This window comes from Stenotrophomonas sp. SPM (assembly GCF_003105135.1).
GTDB lineage: Bacteria > Pseudomonadota > Gammaproteobacteria > Xanthomonadales > Xanthomonadaceae > Stenotrophomonas.
This window is the reverse complement of record NZ_QETL01000076.1, coordinates 1-20,014: the sequence shown is the minus strand read 5'-3', so window position 1 is coordinate 20,014 and position 20,014 is coordinate 1. Positions and strand designations below refer to the sequence as shown.

General features: G+C 67.7%; 12 protein-coding genes. 9 read left to right on the top strand and 3 right to left on the bottom strand.

Annotated features, from left to right (window positions below):
* Positions 1-33 precede the first annotated feature (33 nt).
* The gene (prpR, locus tag DCO49_RS14690) at positions 34-1,617 is read right to left on the bottom strand and encodes a propionate catabolism operon regulatory protein PrpR (protein ID WP_116864662.1); all 1,584 of its coding nucleotides are present in this window, start codon (positions 1,615-1,617) and stop codon (positions 34-36) included.
* 153 nt (positions 1,618-1,770) lie between these two features.
* Here prpR and prpB point away from each other — a divergent pair, with 153 nt between their 5' ends.
* From prpB to pbpC, 8 genes are all read left to right on the top strand, one after another.
* Entirely contained in the window at positions 1,771-2,664 is an 894-nt protein-coding gene (gene prpB, locus DCO49_RS14685; RefSeq protein WP_116864661.1) for a methylisocitrate lyase, read from the top strand.
* A 36-nt stretch (positions 2,665-2,700) separates the two neighbouring features.
* On the top strand, positions 2,701-3,858 hold the full coding sequence (prpC, locus tag DCO49_RS14680) for a 2-methylcitrate synthase (protein ID WP_116864660.1): 1,158 nt from the start codon (positions 2,701-2,703) through the stop codon (positions 3,856-3,858).
* A 97-nt stretch (positions 3,859-3,955) separates the two neighbouring features.
* A complete protein-coding gene (gene acnD, locus DCO49_RS14675; RefSeq protein WP_116864659.1) occupies positions 3,956-6,574 on the top strand; it encodes a Fe/S-dependent 2-methylisocitrate dehydratase AcnD in 2,619 nt (872 codons plus the stop codon).
* 94 nt (positions 6,575-6,668) lie between these two features.
* Positions 6,669-7,373, top strand: a complete 705-nt coding sequence (locus tag DCO49_RS14670; protein WP_116864658.1) for a hypothetical protein — start codon at positions 6,669-6,671, stop codon at positions 7,371-7,373.
* A gap of 31 nt (positions 7,374-7,404) precedes the next feature.
* On the top strand, positions 7,405-8,583 hold the full coding sequence (gene prpF, locus DCO49_RS14665; RefSeq protein ID WP_116864657.1) for a 2-methylaconitate cis-trans isomerase PrpF: 1,179 nt from the start codon (positions 7,405-7,407) through the stop codon (positions 8,581-8,583).
* A gap of 71 nt (positions 8,584-8,654) precedes the next feature.
* Positions 8,655-10,115, top strand: a complete 1,461-nt coding sequence (locus tag DCO49_RS14660; protein WP_116864656.1) for a bifunctional 2-methylcitrate dehydratase/aconitate hydratase — start codon at positions 8,655-8,657, stop codon at positions 10,113-10,115.
* Between the two features lie 156 nt (positions 10,116-10,271).
* A complete protein-coding gene (locus DCO49_RS14655; protein WP_116864655.1) occupies positions 10,272-15,179 on the top strand; it encodes an alpha-2-macroglobulin in 4,908 nt (1,635 codons plus the stop codon).
* 79 nt (positions 15,180-15,258) lie between these two features.
* Positions 15,259-17,640, top strand: a complete 2,382-nt coding sequence (gene pbpC, locus DCO49_RS14650) for a penicillin-binding protein 1C (protein ID WP_116864654.1) — start codon at positions 15,259-15,261, stop codon at positions 17,638-17,640.
* Between the two features lie 45 nt (positions 17,641-17,685).
* Here pbpC and DCO49_RS14645 read toward each other — a convergent pair whose 3' ends face one another.
* Complete coding sequence (locus DCO49_RS14645; protein WP_116864653.1) at positions 17,686-18,258, bottom strand: ferritin-like domain-containing protein; 573 nt, start codon at positions 18,256-18,258, stop codon at positions 17,686-17,688.
* 46 nt (positions 18,259-18,304) lie between these two features.
* Positions 18,305-18,787, bottom strand: a complete 483-nt coding sequence (locus DCO49_RS14640) for a peroxiredoxin (protein ID WP_116864652.1) — start codon at positions 18,785-18,787, stop codon at positions 18,305-18,307.
* Positions 18,788-19,013: 226 nt separating this feature from the next.
* Here DCO49_RS14640 and DCO49_RS14635 point away from each other — a divergent pair, with 226 nt between their 5' ends.
* Complete coding sequence (locus DCO49_RS14635) at positions 19,014-19,907, top strand: DnaJ C-terminal domain-containing protein (RefSeq protein WP_116864651.1); 894 nt, start codon at positions 19,014-19,016, stop codon at positions 19,905-19,907.
* The last annotated feature ends 107 nt before the right edge of the window (positions 19,908-20,014 follow it).

Genomic DNA, 20,014 nt, shown 5'->3' with positions numbered 1-20,014 from the left:
CCGCGGGAACATCAGCCGAGCATGGGCTCGGCTCTACAACCCCTCCGCGCGCAGCCAGCGCCACAGCGTGGTGCGTGATACGCCCAGCGCCTGCGCCATGCCCTCGCGGTCATTGCGGTGTTCCTGCAGCAGTGCCTCCAGCTGCGCACGCGGCGGGCGCTTGCCGTTGATTTCCACCGGCAACGCGGCGGCACCTTCATTCACCAGCTCCGGCGCCAGCTGCAGCAGGCGCGTGGCATCGATGAGCCCTTCGCCCGGCTGCCAGTGGATGCGCAGGCGATCCACCAGGTTGCGCAGTTCGCGCACGTTGCCGGGCCACCCGGCGGCGGTCAGTACGCTCATTGCCGCCTCGTCCAGCGGTGCATCGACGCCGCGCAGCTGACGGAAGAAGTGCTGTGCCAGCAAGGGGATATCCGCGCGCCGCGCACGCAGCGAGGGCAGGGCGATGCGCAGCGCGGCCAGGCGGTAATACAGATCGCGGCGGAAGCTGCCAGCCGCGGCGCGCTGTTCCAGCGATTGCAGTGTCGCGGCAACCACGCGCAGGTCCACCGGCGTCGGTTCGGTGGCACCCACGCGCAGGACCTCGCGCTCCTCCAGCACCCGCAGCAGGCGGGTCTGCAGTGGCAACGGCAGCTCGCCGATCTCATCGAGGAACAGGGTGCCGCCGTCGGCGGCCTCGACCAGGCCGACGCGACCACCGCGCCGCGCGCCGGTGAAGGCGCCATCGCTGTAGCCGAACAGCTCCGCTTCCAGCAGCGACTCGCTGATCGCACCGCAGTTCAGCGCGACGAAGCGGCCTCGGCGGCCGCTGGCCGCGTGCAGCTGGCGCGCAACCAGTTCCTTACCGGTGCCGGTTTCGCCGGTGACCAGCACGGTGCTGTCATGCGGTGCATACAGCGCGATCTGCGCGCGCACCTGGGCCATCGCCTCGCTGTCGCCGAGCAGGGCGTGCGCATCGCTGCGCGGGGCAGAGCGGCGGCGCGCGACCGGGCGGCTGCCGCCGGAGCGGGCCAGCGCCTGGGTCAGCTCCAGCGCATGTTCAAACGCGTGCCGTACCGAATCGGCCGAGTACAGCAACACGCCGGGCAGGCCCATCTGTTCGGCGTGGTCGATGGCCATGCCGGTGCCGACGATCACCTCGATGCCGTTGGCGCGCAGGTCGGCGATGCAATCGCGCGCATCTTCGCGGGTGACGAAGCGGCGGTGCTCGATATCCAGGCCGAAGCTGTGCTGGAAGTTGCTGAACACCGGCACGTCGCTGGCGTGGGTGACCAGGCCGATGCGCGGGGCGATGCGACGGGCGCGGGCCAGTGCCTCCATCAGGTCGAAGCCGTTGGCTTGGATCGGCACCAGCGGCAGTTCCAACCGGCCGCGCAGCCAGGCCGCGTTGGAGCCGCCGGCGATGACCACGTCGCAGTGCTCGCGGCGCAGGCGCTGGCCGATTACATCCACCGCTTCCTCGAAACCGAGGTTGATCTGCTCGATGCGCGCGCGACGGTCGAACTCGGGGATGACATCACCGAGCAGGCCGGTCAGGCGCGAGACGCTGACCGTCCAGATGACCGGGCGGCCGGGGTCGGCATCAGCGTGGCGCAGGGGAGAGCGGGGCACGTACATGGCGGCGGCAATGGGTAACGATGTTTCATGATACATCCGTTTCAATGTTTCATTTGTTTCATGTTTGCGGCATGGCCATGCCTTTGAAATCAATCGCTTGCAGCTTGGCATGGTGTTTGCGCTCCCTATCCCGTTCCCAACCTGGATTGCCGCATGACCGCTTCCGCTCCTTCTTCCGCCGGTGCCCGCTTCCGTGAGGCGCTGGCTGCCGAATCGCCGCTGCAGGTGATCGGCGCGATCAACGCCAACCACGCCCTGCTGGCCAAGCGCGCCGGCTTCCGCGCCATCTACCTGTCCGGCGGCGGTGTCGCTGCGGGTTCGCTGGGCCTGCCGGACCTGGGCATCAACACCCTGGAAGACGTGCTGATCGACGTGCGCCGCATCACCGATGTCTGCGACCTGCCGCTGATGGTCGACATCGACACCGGCTTCGGCCCGAGCGCGTTCAACATCGCCCGCACCGTGAAGTCGCTGATCAAGGCCGGCGCGGCTGCCTGCCACATCGAGGACCAGGTCGGTGCCAAGCGCTGCGGTCACCGCCCGGGCAAGGAAATTGTCTCGCAGGGTGAAATGGTCGACCGCGTAAAGGCCGCCGCCGACGCCAAGACCGATCCGGACTTCTTCCTGATCGCCCGCACCGACGCCATCCAGGTGGACGGCGTGGACAAGGCCATCGAGCGCGCCATCGCCTGCGTCGAGGCCGGGGCAGATGGCATCTTCGCCGAGGCCGCCTATGACCTGGACACCTACCGCCGCTTCGTCGATGCGGTGAAGGTGCCGGTGCTGGCCAACATCACTGAATTCGGTGCCACCCCGCTGTTCAGCCGCGACGAACTGGCTTCGGCCGGCGTGGCCATCCAGCTGTTCCCGCTGTCGGCCTTCCGCGCCGCCAACAAGGCGGCCGAGAACGTCTACCAGTCGGTGCGCCGCGACGGCCACCAGCGCAGCGTGGTCGATGCCATGCAGACGCGTGAAGAACTGTATGACCGCATCGGCTACCACGCCTTCGAACAGCAGCTCGACGCCCTGTTCGCCGCCAAGAAATAAGCAGTACCCTGCACCATCAGTTTTCGGAGGGAAAACATGAACGATACGACCGCAAACCCGACCTTCAAGCCGAAGAAGTCCGTCGCCCTGTCCGGCACCGCCGCCGGCAACACCGCGCTGTGCAGCGTCGGCCGCAGCGGCAACGACCTGCATTACCGCGGCTACGACATCCTGGACCTGGCCAGCACCAGCGAGTTCGAGGAAATCGCCTACCTGCTGGTGCACGGCAAGCTGCCGACCCGCGCTGAGCTCAAGGGCTACAAGGCCAAGCTGAAGTCGCTGCGCGGCATTCCGGCCGCGGTGAAAGCCGCGCTGGAAGAGCTGCCGCCGTCGGCGCACCCGATGGACGTCATGCGCACCGGCGTGTCCGTGCTCGGCTGCGTGGCGCCGGAAAAGGATGACCACAACCATCCGGGCGCGCGTGACATCGCCGACAAGCTGATGGCCTGCCTCGGCTCGATGCTGCTGTACTGGTACCACTGGAGCCACAACGGCCGCGCCATCGACGTGGAAACCGACGACGACTCCATCGGTGGCCACTTCCTGCACCTGCTGCACGGCGACAAGCCGCAGGATTCGTGGGTGAAGGCGATGCACACCTCGCTGATCCTGTACGCCGAGCACGAGTTCAACGCCTCGACCTTCGCCTGCCGCGTCATCGCCGGCACCGGCAGCGACATGTACAGCGCGATCTGTGGTGGCATCGGCGCACTGCGCGGCCCCAAGCACGGCGGCGCCAACGAAGTGGCGTTCGAAGTGCAGAAGCGCTACGACAACCCCGATGAAGCCGAGGAAGACATCAAGGCCCGCGTCGAGCGCAAGGAAGTGGTGATCGGCTTCGGCCACCCGGTCTACACCGTGTCCGATCCGCGCAACAAAGTGATCAAGGACGTGGCCCGCGAGCTGTCCGAAGAACAGTCGAGCATGAAGATGTACGACATCGCCGAGCGCCTGGAGACGGTGATGTGGGACATCAAGAAGATGTTCCCGAACCTGGACTGGTTCAGCGCCGTCAGCTACCACATGATGGGCGTGCCGACCGCGATGTTCACCCCCCTGTTCGTGATCGCCCGCACCGCCGGCTGGAGCGCGCACATCGTCGAACAGCGCATCGACGGCAAGATCATCCGACCGAGCGCCAACTACACCGGCCCGGAAGATCGCGAGTTCGTCGCCATCGACAAGCGCGCCTGATCCACCTGCTGTACCCATCCGGCCGGCCGCGCGCCGGCCGGATGCCTTCGTTGCCGCTTCGACGGCACCCGGCCCGCCTCAAGTACTCCGCCAGCCCATGAATACCGATTACCGCAAGAACCTCCCCGGCAGCACGCTGGACTATTTCGACGCGCGCGCCGCCGTCGACGCGCTCCAGCCCGGCGCCTACGCCACGCTGCCGTACACCTCGCGCGTGCTGGCCGAGAACCTGGTGCGCCGCTGCGATCCGGCCACGCTCAGTGACTCGCTGGCGCAGCTGATCGAGCGCCGCCGCGACCTGGATTTCCCGTGGTTCCCCGCGCGCGTGGTCTGCCATGACATCCTCGGCCAGACCGCGCTGGTGGATCTGGCCGGCCTGCGCGATGCGATCGCCGACAAGGGCGGCGACCCGGCCAAGGTCAATCCGGTGGTGCCGGTGCAGCTGATCGTCGATCACTCGCTGGCGGTGGAATGCGGTGGTTTCGACCCGCAGGCGTTCAAGAAGAACCGCGCGATCGAAGATCGCCGCAACGAAGACCGTTTCCACTTCATCGACTGGACCAAGCTGGCATTCCAGAACGTGGACGTGATCCCGCCGGGCAACGGCATCATGCACCAGATCAACCTGGAGAAGATGTCGCCGGTGGTCTACGTGCAGGACGGCGTTGCCTTCCCCGATACCTGCGTGGGCACCGACAGCCACACCCCGCACGTGGATGCGCTGGGCGTGATCGCCATTGGTGTTGGCGGCCTGGAAGCGGAGAACGTGATGCTGGGCCGCGCCTCGTGGATGCGCCTGCCCGACACCGTCGGCGTCGAACTGAGCGGCCGCCCGCAGCCGGGCATCACCGCCACCGACGTGGTGCTGGCCCTGACCGAGTTCCTGCGCAAGGAACGCGTGGTCGGCGCCTGGCTCGAATTCTTCGGCGAGGGTGCGGCGGCACTGACCATCGGTGACCGCGCCACCATCTCCAACATGTGCCCCGAATACGGTGCGACCGCCGCGATGTTCTACATCGATGCGCAGACCATCGATTACCTGCGCCTGACTGGCCGCGAGGAATCGCAGGTGGCGCTGGTGGAGAACTACGCACGCACCACCGGCCTGTGGGCCGATGACCTGGCCACCGCGCAGTATGAGCGCGTGCTGCGCTTCGACCTGTCCAGCGTGGTGCGCAACATGGCTGGCCCGTCCAACCCGCACAAGCGCGTGGCCACCGCCGAGCTGGCCGAGCGCGGCATCGCCGACGAAGCCAAGCTGGAAGCGGGCAGGGCCGAGCAGGCGCAGGGCCTGATGCCCGATGGCGCGGTGATCATCGCCGCCATCACCAGCTGCACCAACACCTCCAACCCGCGCAACGTGATTGCCGCCGCACTGCTGGCACGCAACGCCAACGCGCGCGGCCTGCAGCGCAAGCCGTGGGTGAAGTCGTCGCTGGCGCCGGGTTCGAAAGCCGTGCAGCTGTATCTGGAAGAATCCGGTCTGCTGCCGGACCTGGAGCAGCTCGGCTTCGGCATCGTCGCCTTCGCCTGCACCACCTGCAACGGCATGAGCGGCGCGCTGGACCCGAAGATCCAGCGGGAAATCATCGACCGTGACCTGTACGCCACGGCCGTGCTGTCGGGCAACCGGAACTTCGATGGCCGCATCCATCCGTACGCCAAGCAGGCCTTCCTGGCATCGCCGCCGCTGGTGATCGCCTATGCCATCGCCGGCACCGTGCGCTTCGACATCGAGAAGGACGTGCTGGGCGTGGATGCCGACGGCAAAGAGGTGCGCCTGAAGGACATCTGGCCGAGCGACGCCGAGATCGACGCCGTGGTGAAGGCCTCGGTGAAGCCCGAGCAGTTCCGCAAGGTCTACAACCCGATGTTCAACGTGCGCGTGGAAAACGGCGCACCGGTCAGCCCGCTGTACGACTGGCGCCCGCAGAGTACGTACATCCGCCGTCCGCCGTATTGGGAGGGCGCACTGGCCGGTGAGCGCAGGCTGTCCGGCATGCGCGCGCTGGCGGTGCTGCCGGACAACATCACCACCGACCACCTGTCGCCGTCCAACGCGATCATGGCCTCCAGCGCTGCCGGCGAATACCTGGCGAAGATGGGCCTGCCGGAAGAGGACTTCAATTCCTACGCCACCCACCGCGGTGACCACCTGACCGCGCAGCGCGCCACGTTCGCCAACCCGAAGCTGTTCAACGAGATGGTGCGCAACGACGACGGCAGCGTGAAGCAGGGCTCGCTTGCGCGCGTGGAGCCGGAAGGCAAGGTCATGCGCATGTGGGAAGCGATCGAGACCTACATGGACCGCAAGCAGCCGCTGATCATCATCGCCGGCGCCGACTACGGCCAGGGCAGCTCGCGCGACTGGGCCGCCAAGGGCGTGCGCCTGGCCGGCGTGGAGGCGATCGTGGCCGAAGGCTTCGAGCGCATCCACCGCACCAACCTGATCGGCATGGGCGTGCTGCCGCTGGAGTTCAAGCCGGGCACCACCCGCCTGACCCTGGGCATCGACGGCACCGAGACCTTCGATGTGGTCGGAGAACGCACCCCGCGTGCCGAACTGACCCTGGTCATCCATCGCCGCGACGGCCAGGACGTGATCGTGCCGGTCACCTGCCGCTTGGACAGCGACGAGGAAGTGGCGATCTATGAGGCGGGCGGCGTGCTGCAGCGCTTCGCCCAGGATTTCCTGGAAGGCGCCAAGGTGGCGTAAGGCAGCAGATAGCTGCCTCGTGTCGAGTTGCCGCCATGCTGGCTTCGGCCCGCATGGCGGTGGTCACGGAGGAGAGGGGCGTTGCCCCATCTGCATGGGAACTGCGTTCTACAACATCGCAGGTACGGTCAACTCCGCCTTCATCCTGCTGAGCCTGTTGGGTGTGGGCGCGCAGTTGCACTTGGTGCGCAACCGTCGGGAACGTGCAGACGCGACTGACAGCGCCACTGCAGTGCTGTCGCTGAATCAATTCACGGTCAGCTTCCTGGCGTACCTGTCCTTCTTCGTCTATGGCTACAGCGTCACGCCGTTCAATCACTTCATTGTCTGGCCGCGCTTGTTCGCGTCGGTGGTGGTCATGGCCATCCTGGTGGAGATCTGGCGCGACCGACGGAATCGCTCCGCCACGACCAGCGTGTTGGCAGCCGCGCTGCTGCTGATCTGCGCGCTGGCCGGTCTGGCCTGGGGTGATCGTCACGTGGACGAGGGCAGGGGGGTGGCCAGCGCGATGATCGTGGCCATCACTGCCTTGCTGGCGCAGGGCTACACGCATCAGATCCTGTTGATCCTTCGCAATGGCCATACCGGTGCAGTGTCGCTGCGGATGAGTCAGCTGATCCTGCTGATGGACCTGTCCACGATCGTATTTGCCTTCGCCATGGGCATCCGGATGGGATGGCCGTTGCTGCTGCTGGCAGTGGTAAGTGGCAGTACCAAACTGGTCATCCTGTATCTGTTCCGATGGCAGCAAGGGACGTCCGCCGCGGATCGCCGTCGGCAGCGGGTTCAACCAGCGTAATGCGTGTGTTCCTTACATAATCGAGAATTCCATGACCTTCCTTCCCCAACTCCGTATTCCCGCCACTTACATGCGCGGTGGCACCAGCAAGGGCGTGTTCTTCCGCCTGCAGGACCTTCCCGAAGCCGCGCAGTCGCCCGGCGCCGCGCGTGATGCGCTGCTGATGCGCGTGATCGGTTCGCCCGACCCGTATGGCAAGCACACAGACGGCATGGGCGGCGCGACGTCCAGCACCAGCAAGTGCGTGATCATCTCCACCGCCTCGGTACCCGACCACGACGTGGATTATCTGTACGGCCAGGTGTCGATCGACACCGCCTTCGTCGACTGGAGCGGCAACTGCGGCAACCTCAGCACCGCCGTCGGCCCGTTCGCCGTTGCCAATGGTCTGGTCGATCCGGCCCGCGTGCCGCGCGATGGCCTGTGCACTGTGCGCATCTGGCAGGCCAACATCGGCAAGACCATCATCGCCCACGTGCCGATGCGCGATGGCGAAGTACAGGAGACCGGTGATTTTGAGCTTGACGGCGTGACTTTCCCGGCCGCCGAGATCCAGCTGGAATTCATCGATCCGTCCGACGACGGCGATGCCGGTGCGATGTTCCCCACCGGCAACCTGGTCGATACCCTGGACGTGCCGGACGTGGGCAGCTTCGAGGTGACGATGATCACCGCAGGCATTCCGACCATCTTCCTCAACGCTGCCGACCTGGGCTACACCGGCACAGAGCTGCAGCCGGCGATCAACGAAGACAAGGCGGCACTGCAGAAGTTCGAGACCATCCGCGCCCATGGTGCGCTGCGCATGGGCCTGATCTCGAAGCTGGAGGACGCCGCCACCCGCCAGCACACGCCGAAGGTGGCGTTCGTGGCGCCGGCGCAGGACTACGTGTCGTCCAGCGGCAAGGCCATTCCGGCCTCGGCCATCGACCTGCACGCGCGCGCGCTGTCGATGGGCAAGCTGCACCACGCGATGATGGGCACCGCGGCCGTCGCGATCGGTACTGCCGCGGCCGTCCCGGGCACCCTGGTCAACCGCGCGGCCGGTGGCGGCGAACGCGAGGCGGTGACCTTCGGCCATCCCTCCGGCACGTTGCGCGTGGGCGCCCAGGCCGGGCGCGTTGACGGCCAGTGGACGGTGACCAAGGCCATCATGAGCCGCAGCGCCCGCGTGCTGATGGAAGGCAAGGTGCGCGTACCGGTCGAGTGATGCTTTGGGAGATGCCAACCTTGGTTGGCAGGGGGCACGGGCAACCGTGCACCCCAGCGAGGAGACCCACGATGTCCAGCAGCCACACCCCCTCCAACGAGCGTGCAGCATGGGATGCGCTGCTGGTGGACATCGTCGGTTACGTACGCGACGCCCGCATCGATTCGCCCGTCGCGTTCCAGACCGCGCACCACTGCCTGCTCGATACCCTCGGCTGTGGCCTGGAGGCGCTGTCCTTCCCGGCCTGCAGCAAGCTGCTGGGGCCACTGGTGCCGGGCATCCACGTGGTCAATGGCGCGCGCGTGCCCGGCACGCATTACGTGCTGGACCCGGTGCAGGCTGCCTTCAACATCGGCGCGATGGTGCGCTGGCTCGATTTCAACGACACCTGGCTGGCGGCCGAATGGGGCCATCCTTCGGACAATCTCGGTGGCATCCTCGCCGTCTGCGACTGGCTGGGGCGCAATGCGCTGGCCCTGCGCCGGCCGCCGCCGACCATGCACGTCGTGCTGCAAGCGATGATCAAGGCGCACGAGATCCAAGGTGTGCTGGCCCTGCAGAATTCCTTCAACCGGGTCGGGCTGGACCACGTGGTGCTGGTCAAGGTCGCCACCACGGCGGTGGTCGCGCACCTGCTGGGGCTGGACCGCGAGCGCATGCTCAATGCGCTGTCGCTGGCCTGGGTCGACGGCCAGGCCCTGCGCACCTACCGGCATTCGCCCAACACCGGTTCGCGCAAGAGCTGGGCGGCCGGGGATGCCACCAGCCGCGGCGTGCGCTTGGCGCTGATGGCGGCCAGTGGCGAGATGGGCTACCCCAGCGTGCTCAGCGCACCGGCCTGGGGTTTCGAGGCGGTATCCATGCACGGCCAGCCGCTGCTCCTGGGCCGCCCGCTGGGCAGCTATGTGATGGAGAACGTCCTGTTCAAGATCAGCTACCCGGCCGAGTTCCACGGGCAGACTGCCGTGGAAGCGGCGATCACCCTGCACCAGCAACTGCGGGCGCTGGGGCGTACGGCCGAGGACATCGCGCACATCGACATCCGCACCCAGGAAGCCTGCATCCGCATCATCGACAAGCAGGGGCCGCTGCATAACCCCGCCGACCGCGACCACTGCGTGCAATACATGGTCGCCATCGCCCTGCTGCACGGGCGGCTGACCGCCGAAGATTACGAGGACGACATGGCCGCCGACCCGCGCATCGATGCGCTGCGCGCGAAGATGGCCTGCCACGAAGATCCGCAGCTGAGCGCCGACTACCTGGACCCGGACAAACGCAGCATCGCCAACGGCCTGAGCGTGTGCTTCAGCGATGGCAGTGAATTGCCCGAGGTGCTGGTGGAGTACCCGCTGGGGCATGCGCGGCGCCGGGAGGAGGGCATCCCGCTGCTGATGGACAAGTTCCGTCGACACCTGGCCCACCGGTTCCCGACCGCCCAGCAGCAGCGCATCCTGGCCGCCTCGCTGGACCCGGTGGCGCTGGCCGCGATGCCAGTGACCGATTACATGGACCTGTACCTGCCCGGGTGAGGCCGCTTTGGTAGATGCCAACCGTGGTTGGCATGGAGGGCGCCAACCATGGTTGGCGACTACCGGGTTCCGGGTCGCCCGCGATTCCGACCGCCGGGGCGTCAACACGTTGACGCGGCGCGCCTATAATGGCCGCCTCGATCAAGGAGTGACGACATGAGCGGTCCGGCACGGCGGAAGCGGTGGGGTTGGGCGGCGGCTGTGCTGGCAGGAGGCCTCTTGCTGGGCCTGGCCGGTTGTCGCAATGACAGCGGGCAGCTGCCCAAGGCCAGCGGCGAAGCCATCGCCACCAAGGCCGAGCAGGTGAAGGACTTCACCCTGCTGCGCGCGTACCCGGACCAGAAGAGTGAGGGGCTGTCGCTGGCGCTGGAGTTCTCGCGCCCGCTGGTCGGCACCCAGGACTTCGACACGCTGGTGCGCTTCGAACAGAAGGTCGGCACCGACGACAGCAGCTGGACCCTGTCCGACGACGGCCTGACCCTGCGCTATCCCTTCGTTGAAGCCGGCAAGGAATACAGCCTGGTCGTCTCCGAAGACCTGCTGGCCGCCGACGGCAGCCGCCTGGGCAAGGAACTGAAGCAGAAGGTGTTCAGCGGCGAGCTGAAGCCGGTGGCCGGTTTCGCCTCGCAGGGCAGCGTGCTGCCGGCCAAGGACAGCCGCGGCCTGCCGGTGGTGTCGGTGAACGTGCCGGAGGTCGACGTCGAATTCCTGCGCGTGCGCGAGAAGGACCTGCCGACCTTCTTCAGCCAGTACCAGCGCGGCGGCCGCCGTGGCAGCTGGGAGCTGAGCAGCGACTACGAGCGCAGCCCGATCAACAAGCTGGCCGAGCCGGTCTACGTCAACCGCTTCATCCTGGGTGGCAAGCAGAACGAGCGGGTGCTGACCTACCTGCCGACCCAGGACATCAAGGAGCTGCAGGAGCCGGGCCTGTACTTCGCCCTGCTCAAGCGCACCGGTGACTACGAAGGCGAGTTCGATACCGCCTTCTTCTCGGTCAGCGACATCGGCCTGCACACCCGTGCCTACAAGGACAAGCTGTTCGTCCATACCGCCGCGCTGAAGGACGGTGCGGCGCTGAAGAACGTCAACCTGCGCGTGCTTGACGCCAAGGGCGAGGTGGTGCTCAAGGGCAGCACCGACAGCAACGGCAACGCGCTGCTGAACTACACCCTGGACGCGACCCAGGTGCTGGTGGCCAGCAGCGGCAAGGACACCAGCTTCCTGCCGTTCAACCAGCCGGCGCTGGACCTGAGCGAATTCGCCGTGGCCGGCCGTGACAATGCCTGGTTCGACGTCTACGCCTGGTCCGGTCGCGACCTGTACCGCCCCGGTGAAACCGTGCGCCTGTCGGCCCTGCTGCGCGACAACGACGGCAAGCCGGTGAAGGCCCAGCCGGTGTTCCTGCGCCTGAAGCAGCCCGACGGCAAGACCTTCCGCGAGACCCGTCTGCAGCCCGGCGACCAGGGCTACATCAACTTCGAGCAGACCATTCCCGCCGAGGCGCCGACCGGACGCTGGCAGGTGGAATTCCGCACCGACCCGGCCAGCAAGGAAGCGATCCAGGGCATGACCCTGCGTATCGAGGAATTCCTGCCCGAGCGCATGAAGCTGGACCTGGACAGCGCGCAGAAGACGCTGAAGCCGGGCGAGGAGCTGCGCCTGCAGGCCAATGGTGCCTATCTGTATGGCGCCCCGGCCGATGGCAACCGCTTCACCGCGCGCCTGGCCGTGGCCGCCGAACAGCAGCCGGTGGAAGGCCTGCCGGGTTATTTCTTCGGTGACCCGACCCTGCAGCTGCCGCGTGAAGCCAAGGACGTGGTCGACACCACGCTGCCGGACAATGGCCAGCTGCGCGAAGACGTGGCGCTGCCGGAAGAGGCGGCCAAGGCCAAGGCGCCGATCGCCGTGGTGCTGTCGGGCAGCCTGTACGAAACCGGTGGCCGCACGGTCACCCGCACCCTCAAGCGCGTCATGTGGCCGGCCAATGCGCTGGTCGGCGTGCGCCCGCTGTTCAACCCCGAGGACGGTGCCGATTCCAACGGCAACGCGCGCTTCGAGCTGATGCGCGTCGATGCCGCCGGCAAGCCGCAGCCCGCCAAGGGCCTGAAGGTGACCCTGGTGCGCGAACTGCGCGACTACCACTGGACCTTCAACGACAACCGCTGGGACTACGATTTCACCCGCCGCTTCGAGAACAAGGAAACCCGCACCGTCGATGCCGGCAGCAGCGCGGTCGCCTTCGATTTCCCGGTGGAGTGGGGCGAGTACCGGGTGGACGTGTTCGATCCGTCCACCGGCCTGACCAGCCGCTATCCGTTCCGCGCCGGCTGGAGCTGGGGCGATGACAACCGCGGCCTCGATGCACGCCCTGACAAGGTCAAGCTGGGCCTGGACAAGACCGGCTACAAGGCCGGCGACACCCTGCAGGTGACGGTGACCCCGCCGCACGCCGGCAAGGGCATCCTGATGGTCGAGAGCGACCGCATGCTGTACGTGCAGGAGATCGACGCCAAGCCGGGTGCCACCTACAAGATCCCGGTCACCGCTGACTGGGAGCGCCACGACGTCTACATCACCGCGCTGGTGTTCCGTGGCGGCAGCGCGCCCAGCAAGATCACCCCGGCCCGCGCCGTGGGCGTGGTGCACGTCCCGATGGACCGCAAGGGCCGCACCGTGGCCGTGGGCCTGGTGGCGCCCAAGCAGATGCGCCCGGAACAGGACCTGCCGGTGACGGTCAGCGCACCGCAGCTGGCCGGCAAGACCGCGCACGTCACCGTGTCGGCGGTGGACGTGGGCATCCTCAACATCACCCGCTTCCCGGTGCCCGATGCCGGTGCGCACTTCTTCGCCCAGCGTCGCCTCGGCATCGATGCCTACGACATCTACAGCCGGGTGATCGAAAGCTTCGACGGCAGCAGCGGCAAGCTGAAGTTCGGCGGCGACATGGCCCTGCAGGCGCTGCCGCAGGCCAAGCGTCCGACCGCGCGCGTGCAGACCGTGGACCTGTTCTCCGGCCCGGTGCAGCTCGATGCCAAGGGCAATGCGCGCATCCGCCTGAAGGTGCCCGATTTCAACGGCACCCTGCGCGTGTCGGCGCTGGTCTACAGCGATGACCAGTACGGCAAGCGTGATGTGGAAACCATCGTGCGCGCGCCGATCCTGGCCGAGGCCAGCATGCCGCGCGTGCTCGCCCCGGGTGACCGCAGCACCGTCACCCTGGACGTGCAGAACTTCACCGGCAAGCCCGGCCAGTTCAACGTGCAGGTGGACACCGAAGGCCCGCTGGGCCTGGGCGAGGGCAGCCGCAGCGTGCAGCTGAACGTCGATGCCAAGACCACGCTGAGCTTCCCGCTGTCGGCGCGCGAGGGCAACAGCGTGGCCAAGGTGCGGGTGCGCGTGGATGGCAACGGCTTCAAGGCCGACCGCCGCTACGACCTGCCGGTGCGTGCGGCGTGGCCGCAGGTGATCCGTTCGCAGGTGCGCACGCTGGATCCGCTGGCCGCGGTCAGCCTGGATGGCGGCCTGGCCGATGGCCTGATGGCCGAGTCGGTCAACGCGCGCCTGCTGGTCAGCCCGCTGCCGCCGATCCCGTTCGCCAGTGCCCTGCAGGGCGCGCTGAACTATCCCTACGGCTGTGCCGAACAGACCACCAGCAAGGGCTACGCGGCGCTGATCCTGGACCAGGCGACGTCGTCGATGCTCGGCACCGACGGCCTGGATGCCAAGACCCGCCGCGAGCGCATGGAAGGCGCGTTCGGCCGCCTGGCGTCGATGCAGGTGGCCAATGGCAACTTCTCGATGTGGGGTGACGACGGCTACGTGAACCCGTGGCTGACCCCGTACATCACCGAGTTCCTGCTCGATGCCAAGGACGGTGGCTTTGCCGTGCCGGACAACGTGCTGCAGAAGGCGCTCAACCGCCTCAGCGAGGACCTGCTGTCCGGCGGCAACCAGTTCTACGGCCAGGATGACCGCGAGAAGCTGAAGTTCGCCAACCAGGCGTATTCCGGCTACGTGCTGGCCCGCGTCAACCGCGCGCCGCTGGGCACCCTGCGCACGCTGTACGACAACGAGCGCGGCAAGGCGGTCGGTGGCCTGTCGCTGGTCCACCTGGGCGTGGCGCTGTCGCTGCAGGGTGATGCCAAGCGTGGCCAGGCGGCGATTGCTGCCGGCTTCGCCAAGTCCAGCAGCGAACGTCCGTCGTACTTCGGCGATTACGGCAGCGCCATCCGCGATGACGCGCTGATGATCGCGCTGACCCATGAAAACAAGCTGGCCAAGCCGGCCTGGGATGCACGCGCGGTCGATCTCGGCCGTGGCCTGGATGCACGCCGCAATGCCGGCTGGATGTGGCTGAGCACCCAGGAGCAGGTGGCGATCGCCCGCCTCGGCAAGGCCCTGGCCGCCAACCAGAAGGCACTGGTGGCCGGTGAACTGGTGATCGGCGGCAACAGCGAAGCCATCGGCGAGCGCAAGCTGTTCGGCCGCAACTTCACCGGCAGCGAACTCGCCAGCGGGGTGCGCTTCACCCCGCAGGGCCAGCCGCCGATGTTCGCCAGCATCGACGTGGCCGGCATCCCGCGCAGCGCGCCGGCACCGGACAACAGCGTGCTGGGCGTCGAGCGGACCTACTTCGGCACCGATGGCAAGCCGTGGACGCCGCGCCCGCTGAAGGAAGGCGAAGCGCTGATCGTGCGCATCACCATCAGTGCCGATACGCAGATGCCCGATGCGCTGCTGACCGACCTGCTGCCGGCCGGCCTGGAGATCGAGAACTTCAACCTGGGCGACGCCAAGCAGTGGGCCGACGTGGTGGTCGATGGCATCACCATCAGCGACCGCAGCTCGGCCGCGGACACCAAGCACGAGGAGTTCCGCGACGACCGCTACGTGGCCGCGCTGAAGCTGTCGCGTGGTGGCAAGGCCAACGTGTTCTACCTGGTGCGTGCGGTGACCCCGGGCACCTACTCGGTGCCGCCGCCGCTGGTGGAAGACATGTACCGCCCGCAGCTGCGTGGCGTGGGCCGCAGCAACCCGACCACGATCACGGTGGTCCAGCCGTGACCGCGCGGACGGGCCGCGACGGCGCGGCCCGTCCCTCCGACGAGCTGCAATCAGGCACGCTCCAATCCGGCACGCTGCAATGAAGAACGACGGGACGACCCGGCGGGCGGCCCTGCGCCGCCGGCTGCAGCCGCTGTGGCCCTGGCTGCGCTGGGGCACGGCGGCGCTGCTGGTCCTGCTGCTGGTCCTGGATTTCGCGTTCCCGCCGCCGCTGCCGAAGCAGCGCGATACCAGTACCCTGGTGGTGGCCGCTGATGGCAGCCCGCTGCGCGCCTTCGCCGATGCCGAAGGCGTGTGGCGTTACCCGGCCTCGGCCGACAGCGTCTCGCCGCTGTACCTGCAGGCGCTGCTGACCTACGAAGACCGCTGGTTCTGGCAACACCCCGGCATCAACCCGCTGGCGATCCTGCGTGCCAGCGGCCAGCTGCTGCGCGGCGGCCGCATCGTGTCGGGCGGTTCGACGCTCACCATGCAGGTGGCGCGCATCCTCGATCCGCATTCGCGCACCCCGTGGGGCAAGCTCAAGCAGATGCTGCGCGCGGTGCAGCTGGAAGTGCACCTGTCGAAGGCGCAGATCCTCGCGCTGTACCTGGAACGCGCGCCCTACGGCGGCACCATCGAGGGCGTGGAAGCGGCCAGCTGGGCCTATCTGGGCAAACCGGCCACCCAGCTGTCGCATGCCGAAGCCGCGCTGCTCGCGGTACTTCCGCAGGCGCCGAGCCGGCTGCGCCCGGACCGCCATCCGGAAGCGGCGCAGAATGCGCGCGACAAGGTGCTGGCGCGCATGGCCGAGCTCGGCGTGTGGACGCCGGAAGAGGTGGAGGACGCGCGTATCGAGAACGTGGTCGCGCGCTCGCTGCGTCCGCCGATGCATGCGGCACTGCTGGCGCAGCGGTTGCATTCCGCGCACCCGGGCCAGGCGCGCATCCAGAGCAGCATCGACCTGGACCTGCAGCGCACGCTGGAAGAGCGCGTGGCCAGCTATTTCTCCACGTTGCCCGAACGCACCTCGGCCGCCCTGCTGGTGGTCGACAACCAGACCCTGCAGGCCCGTGCCTATGTCGGCACGCTGGCCTTCGGCGACCGCCAGCGCCTGGGCCACGTCGACATGGTGCAGGCTTGGCGCTCACCCGGCTCCACGCTCAAGCCCTTCCTGTACGCGATGGCGCTGGACGATGGCCTGATCCATTCGGAAAGCCTGCTGGTGGATGCGCCGCAGAGTTTCGGCAGCTATCGGCCGGGCAACTTCGATGAAGCCTTCAACGGGCCGGTCGGTGCATCGAGCGCGTTGCGCCTGTCGCTGAACGTGCCAGCGGTGGACCTGCTGCAGCGGGTGGGCTCGGCGCGTTTCGCCGCGCGCCTCTCGCACGCGGGCATTCAGCTGCGCTTCCCGCCAGGCAGTTCGCCGAACCTGTCGCTGATCCTTGGCGGCACCGGTGCGCGGCTGGAGGATCTGGTCGGCGCCTTCGCCGCGCTCAACCGCAACGGCATCGCCGGGCGCGTGCGCTACACCGACCACGAGCCGATGATCGAGCGGCGCCTGGCCTCGCCCGGGGCCAGCTGGATCGTGCGCGAGATGCTCGAATCCAATCCGCGCCCGGGCTATGGCGTGGGCACCTTCGATGTCGGCGGCCGCCCGCGCGTGGCCTGGAAGACCGGCACCAGCTACGGCTACCGCGACGCGTGGGCGATCGGCAGCACGCGCCACTACACGGTAGGCGTGTGGGTGGGGCGTCCCGATGGCACGCCGCTGCCGGGTCAGTACGGCGCGGTCACTGCATTGCCGCTGATGTTCGAAGTGGTGGACAGCCTGCCGCGCCATCCCGGCGATGCCGCCGCCGCACCGATGCCGGCCAGCGTCAGCCGCGCCGATGTGTGCTGGCCCACCGGCGGACTGGCCGAATCGTTGCCGGCCGCGCTGTGCCAGCGTCGCATGCCGGCCTGGCTGCTGGATGGTGGCGTGCCGCCGACCTTCCCTGAGCGCGAGGCGCGCCGTTGGCAGCCGGGCCGCCAGCGTTACATGGCCGACGCGCGCACCGGCCAGCGGCTGTCTGCCGACTGCAGCACGCCGCACACGGAAGTCGAGCGCGAGATCGCGCGCTGGCCGGCGCTGCTGTCGCCGTGGCTGCCCAAAGCCACGCGTGATGCCTCGCAGCTGCCGCCTCTGGCTATCGACTGCCGCGACGATGGCCGCGACGCAAGCGTGGCCCTGCACGTGGATGGTCTGAACGATGGCGCGGCATTGGCGCGGGCACCCAATGCCGAGCACGGCGTGCGCCTGCAGCTGCGCGCGTTGGGCAGCGAACAGGCGGTGGACTGGTTGCTGGATGGCCGCTGGATTGCCCGCACCCACGGTGCGCAACTGATGCAGCGCGAGTTCGCCGATCCTGGCGCGCACACGCTGACCGCACTGGCCACCGATGGCGCGTGGACGCAGGTGCGGTTCACGGTCATCCGTTGACGCCGGGCATGGCCCGGCGCTACCGGCGTGACCGCGTTTACCCGATCATTCCCCGATCCAGCCTTCCAGCAGGTCGGCAAACTCGTCCGCATGCTCCTCCTCCTGCGCCAGGATGTCCTCCAGGATGCGCTTGGTGGTGGTATCGCGGTCGCCGATGAAGTTGATCATCTCGCGGTAGCTGTCAATGGCGATGCGCTCGGCCACGAGATTTTCACGCACCATGTCGCGGAGGTCGCTGCCCTCCTTGTACTCGGCATGCGAGCGCGCGGTCAGTGTGTCCGGGTTGAAGTCAGGTTCGCCACCCAGCTGCACGATGCGCTCGGCCAGCTTGCCGGCGTGGTCCTGTTCCTGATGCGCGTGTTCGAGGAACTCGGCCTTGACCGCATCGGCCAGCATTCCCTTGGCCATGTAGTAATGGCGGTAATACCGCAGCACGCAGACGTATTCAGTGGCAAGGGCATAGTTCAGCAGCTTGATGACCTCTTCGCGGTCCGCGCTGTAGCTCTCGGTGATGGCACCATCCTCGATATTCCGGCGCGCGCGTTCACGCAGGGTTTCACGATCGGTGATGCCATTGGGCTTTGCGGGGTGGGGCTGGTTGGCTGGCTTTTTGGACATGGCTGGCCGATTTCCTTTTATCTGTGGGGGGTAAACGTGGATGGGATCAAACGGGGAGGTGCTCCAGCACATGGTCGGCCGAGGACACCTCGAACTGGCCGGGCGCCTCGATCCAGGCGGCGCGGACCACGCCGTCGTCGACGTACAGGGCGAACCGACGCGAACGGATGCCCATGCCCGAGGCGCTGGCATCCAGCTCCAGGCCCAGTGCACGGGTCAGTTCGGCATTGCCGTCGGACAGCATCAGCAGGCCCTCGGGCACGTGCTGGTCGGCGGCCCAGGCTTTCATCACGAACGGATCGTTGACCGCCATGCAGTACACGTCGATGCCACGCTGGCGGAATGCCGCGAACTTTTCGACGAAGCCGGGCAGGTGACGGGCGGAGCAGGTCGGGGTAAAGGCGCCGGGCACGGCGAACAGGACCACCCGGCGCCCGTCGAACAGGGCACGGGTGTCCAGCGTTTCGATGCCCTCGCCAATGCGCTTGAGGGTCACTTCCGGAATACGGTCGCCGACGTGGATCGTCATGGGAACTCCTTGCTGCGGACAGGCTAGTGGGGCAGATGGGACGGTGGCGTCAAGACATTGGAAACCGGGTGTGCCCACCCCATCCTGGGGCAGGGCCACAGCAGCTGCATTGCGCTGGATCAGTCGGCGTCACCGGCGCCGCACGGGCAGCGGCGTAGCATGCCGGCGCGTAGAATGAACCCGGGGCGCCACCACCGGCGCGGCCGAAGCAGATCGAGGTAGCTGGATGGAATTCAAGGATTACTACGCCACCCTGGGGGTGGAACCGAGTGCGGGCGAGGCCGAGATCAAGACCGCCTACCGGCGGCTGGCGCGCAAGTACCACCCGGACGTGAGCAAGGAGGCTGGCGCCGAAGACAAGTTCAAGGCGGTCAACGAGGCCTACGAGGCGCTGCGCGATCCGGAAAAGCGCGCGGCCTATGACCAGCTGCGCGCGCAGGGCTACCGCCCGGGCGAGGAATTCAACGTGCCGCCGAACTACGGCGGTGCCGGTGGCTTCAATTTCGAGGAAGTGTTCGGCGGCGGTGGTGCCGGCGGCGGCTTCAGCGATTTCTTCGAAAGCCTGTTCGCGCGCCAGCGTGGCGGCCAGGGCGCGGGCCCCGGCCCGGGCTTCAGCAGCCACGGCCAGGCGCCCAACCGCGATACCCGGGCCAAGCTGTCGGTGCCGCTGGAAGCGGCCTACGGCGGCGACAGCCTGCGCATCACCGTCAACGGCAAGCAGCTGGACGTGCGCGTGCCCAAGGGCATCCACCCGGGCCAGGTGATCCGCCTGTCAGGGCAGGGCACCCACGGTGGCAACCTGCTGCTGGAAGTGGAATACGCCGCCCACCCGCAGTTCGAGGTCGATGGCCGCAATATCCTCTACACCCTGGCGGTGACGCCGTGGCAGGCGGCGCTGGGCACCAGCATCAGCGTGCCGACCCTGGGCGGTGCAGTGGAACTGAAGATCCCGGCCGATTCCGATGCCGGCCGCAAGCTGCGCCTGCGCGGCCGCGGCCTGCCGGGCAGCCCGGATGGCGACCAGATCGTCGAGCTGGAGATCGTGGCCCCGGCGGCAACCGACGAGGCGCAGAAGAAGGCGTACCGGAACCTGGCAAAGGCCTTCGGCGAAACGATCTGACAGGCCGGAGGAGCGCCGGCGGCGTGCGCCGTCGGCGAAACGATCTGAGGGTAGCGCCGGGCCATGCCCGGCGGTTTTGGCATGTAGAGTCGAGCCATGCTCGACTG

Bases quoted from the DNA above. Each gene is read 5' to 3' on its own strand.
- prpR (WP_116864662.1), bottom strand. From the start codon at position 1,617: ATGTACGTGCCCCGCTCTCCCCTGCGCCACGCTGATGCCGACCCCGGC.
- prpB (WP_116864661.1), top strand. From the start codon at position 1,771: ATGACCGCTTCCGCTCCTTCTTCCGCCGGTGCCCGCTTCCGTGAGGCG.
- prpC (WP_116864660.1), top strand. From the start codon at position 2,701: ATGAACGATACGACCGCAAACCCGACCTTCAAGCCGAAGAAGTCCGTC.
- acnD (WP_116864659.1), top strand. From the start codon at position 3,956: ATGAATACCGATTACCGCAAGAACCTCCCCGGCAGCACGCTGGACTAT.
- DCO49_RS14670 (WP_116864658.1), top strand. From the start codon at position 6,669: ATGGGAACTGCGTTCTACAACATCGCAGGTACGGTCAACTCCGCCTTC.
- prpF (WP_116864657.1), top strand. From the start codon at position 7,405: ATGACCTTCCTTCCCCAACTCCGTATTCCCGCCACTTACATGCGCGGT.
- DCO49_RS14660 (WP_116864656.1), top strand. From the start codon at position 8,655: ATGTCCAGCAGCCACACCCCCTCCAACGAGCGTGCAGCATGGGATGCG.
- DCO49_RS14655 (WP_116864655.1), top strand. From the start codon at position 10,272: ATGAGCGGTCCGGCACGGCGGAAGCGGTGGGGTTGGGCGGCGGCTGTG.
- pbpC (WP_116864654.1), top strand. From the start codon at position 15,259: ATGAAGAACGACGGGACGACCCGGCGGGCGGCCCTGCGCCGCCGGCTG.
- DCO49_RS14645 (WP_116864653.1), bottom strand. From the start codon at position 18,258: ATGTCCAAAAAGCCAGCCAACCAGCCCCACCCCGCAAAGCCCAATGGC.
- DCO49_RS14640 (WP_116864652.1), bottom strand. From the start codon at position 18,787: ATGACGATCCACGTCGGCGACCGTATTCCGGAAGTGACCCTCAAGCGC.
- DCO49_RS14635 (WP_116864651.1), top strand. From the start codon at position 19,014: ATGGAATTCAAGGATTACTACGCCACCCTGGGGGTGGAACCGAGTGCG.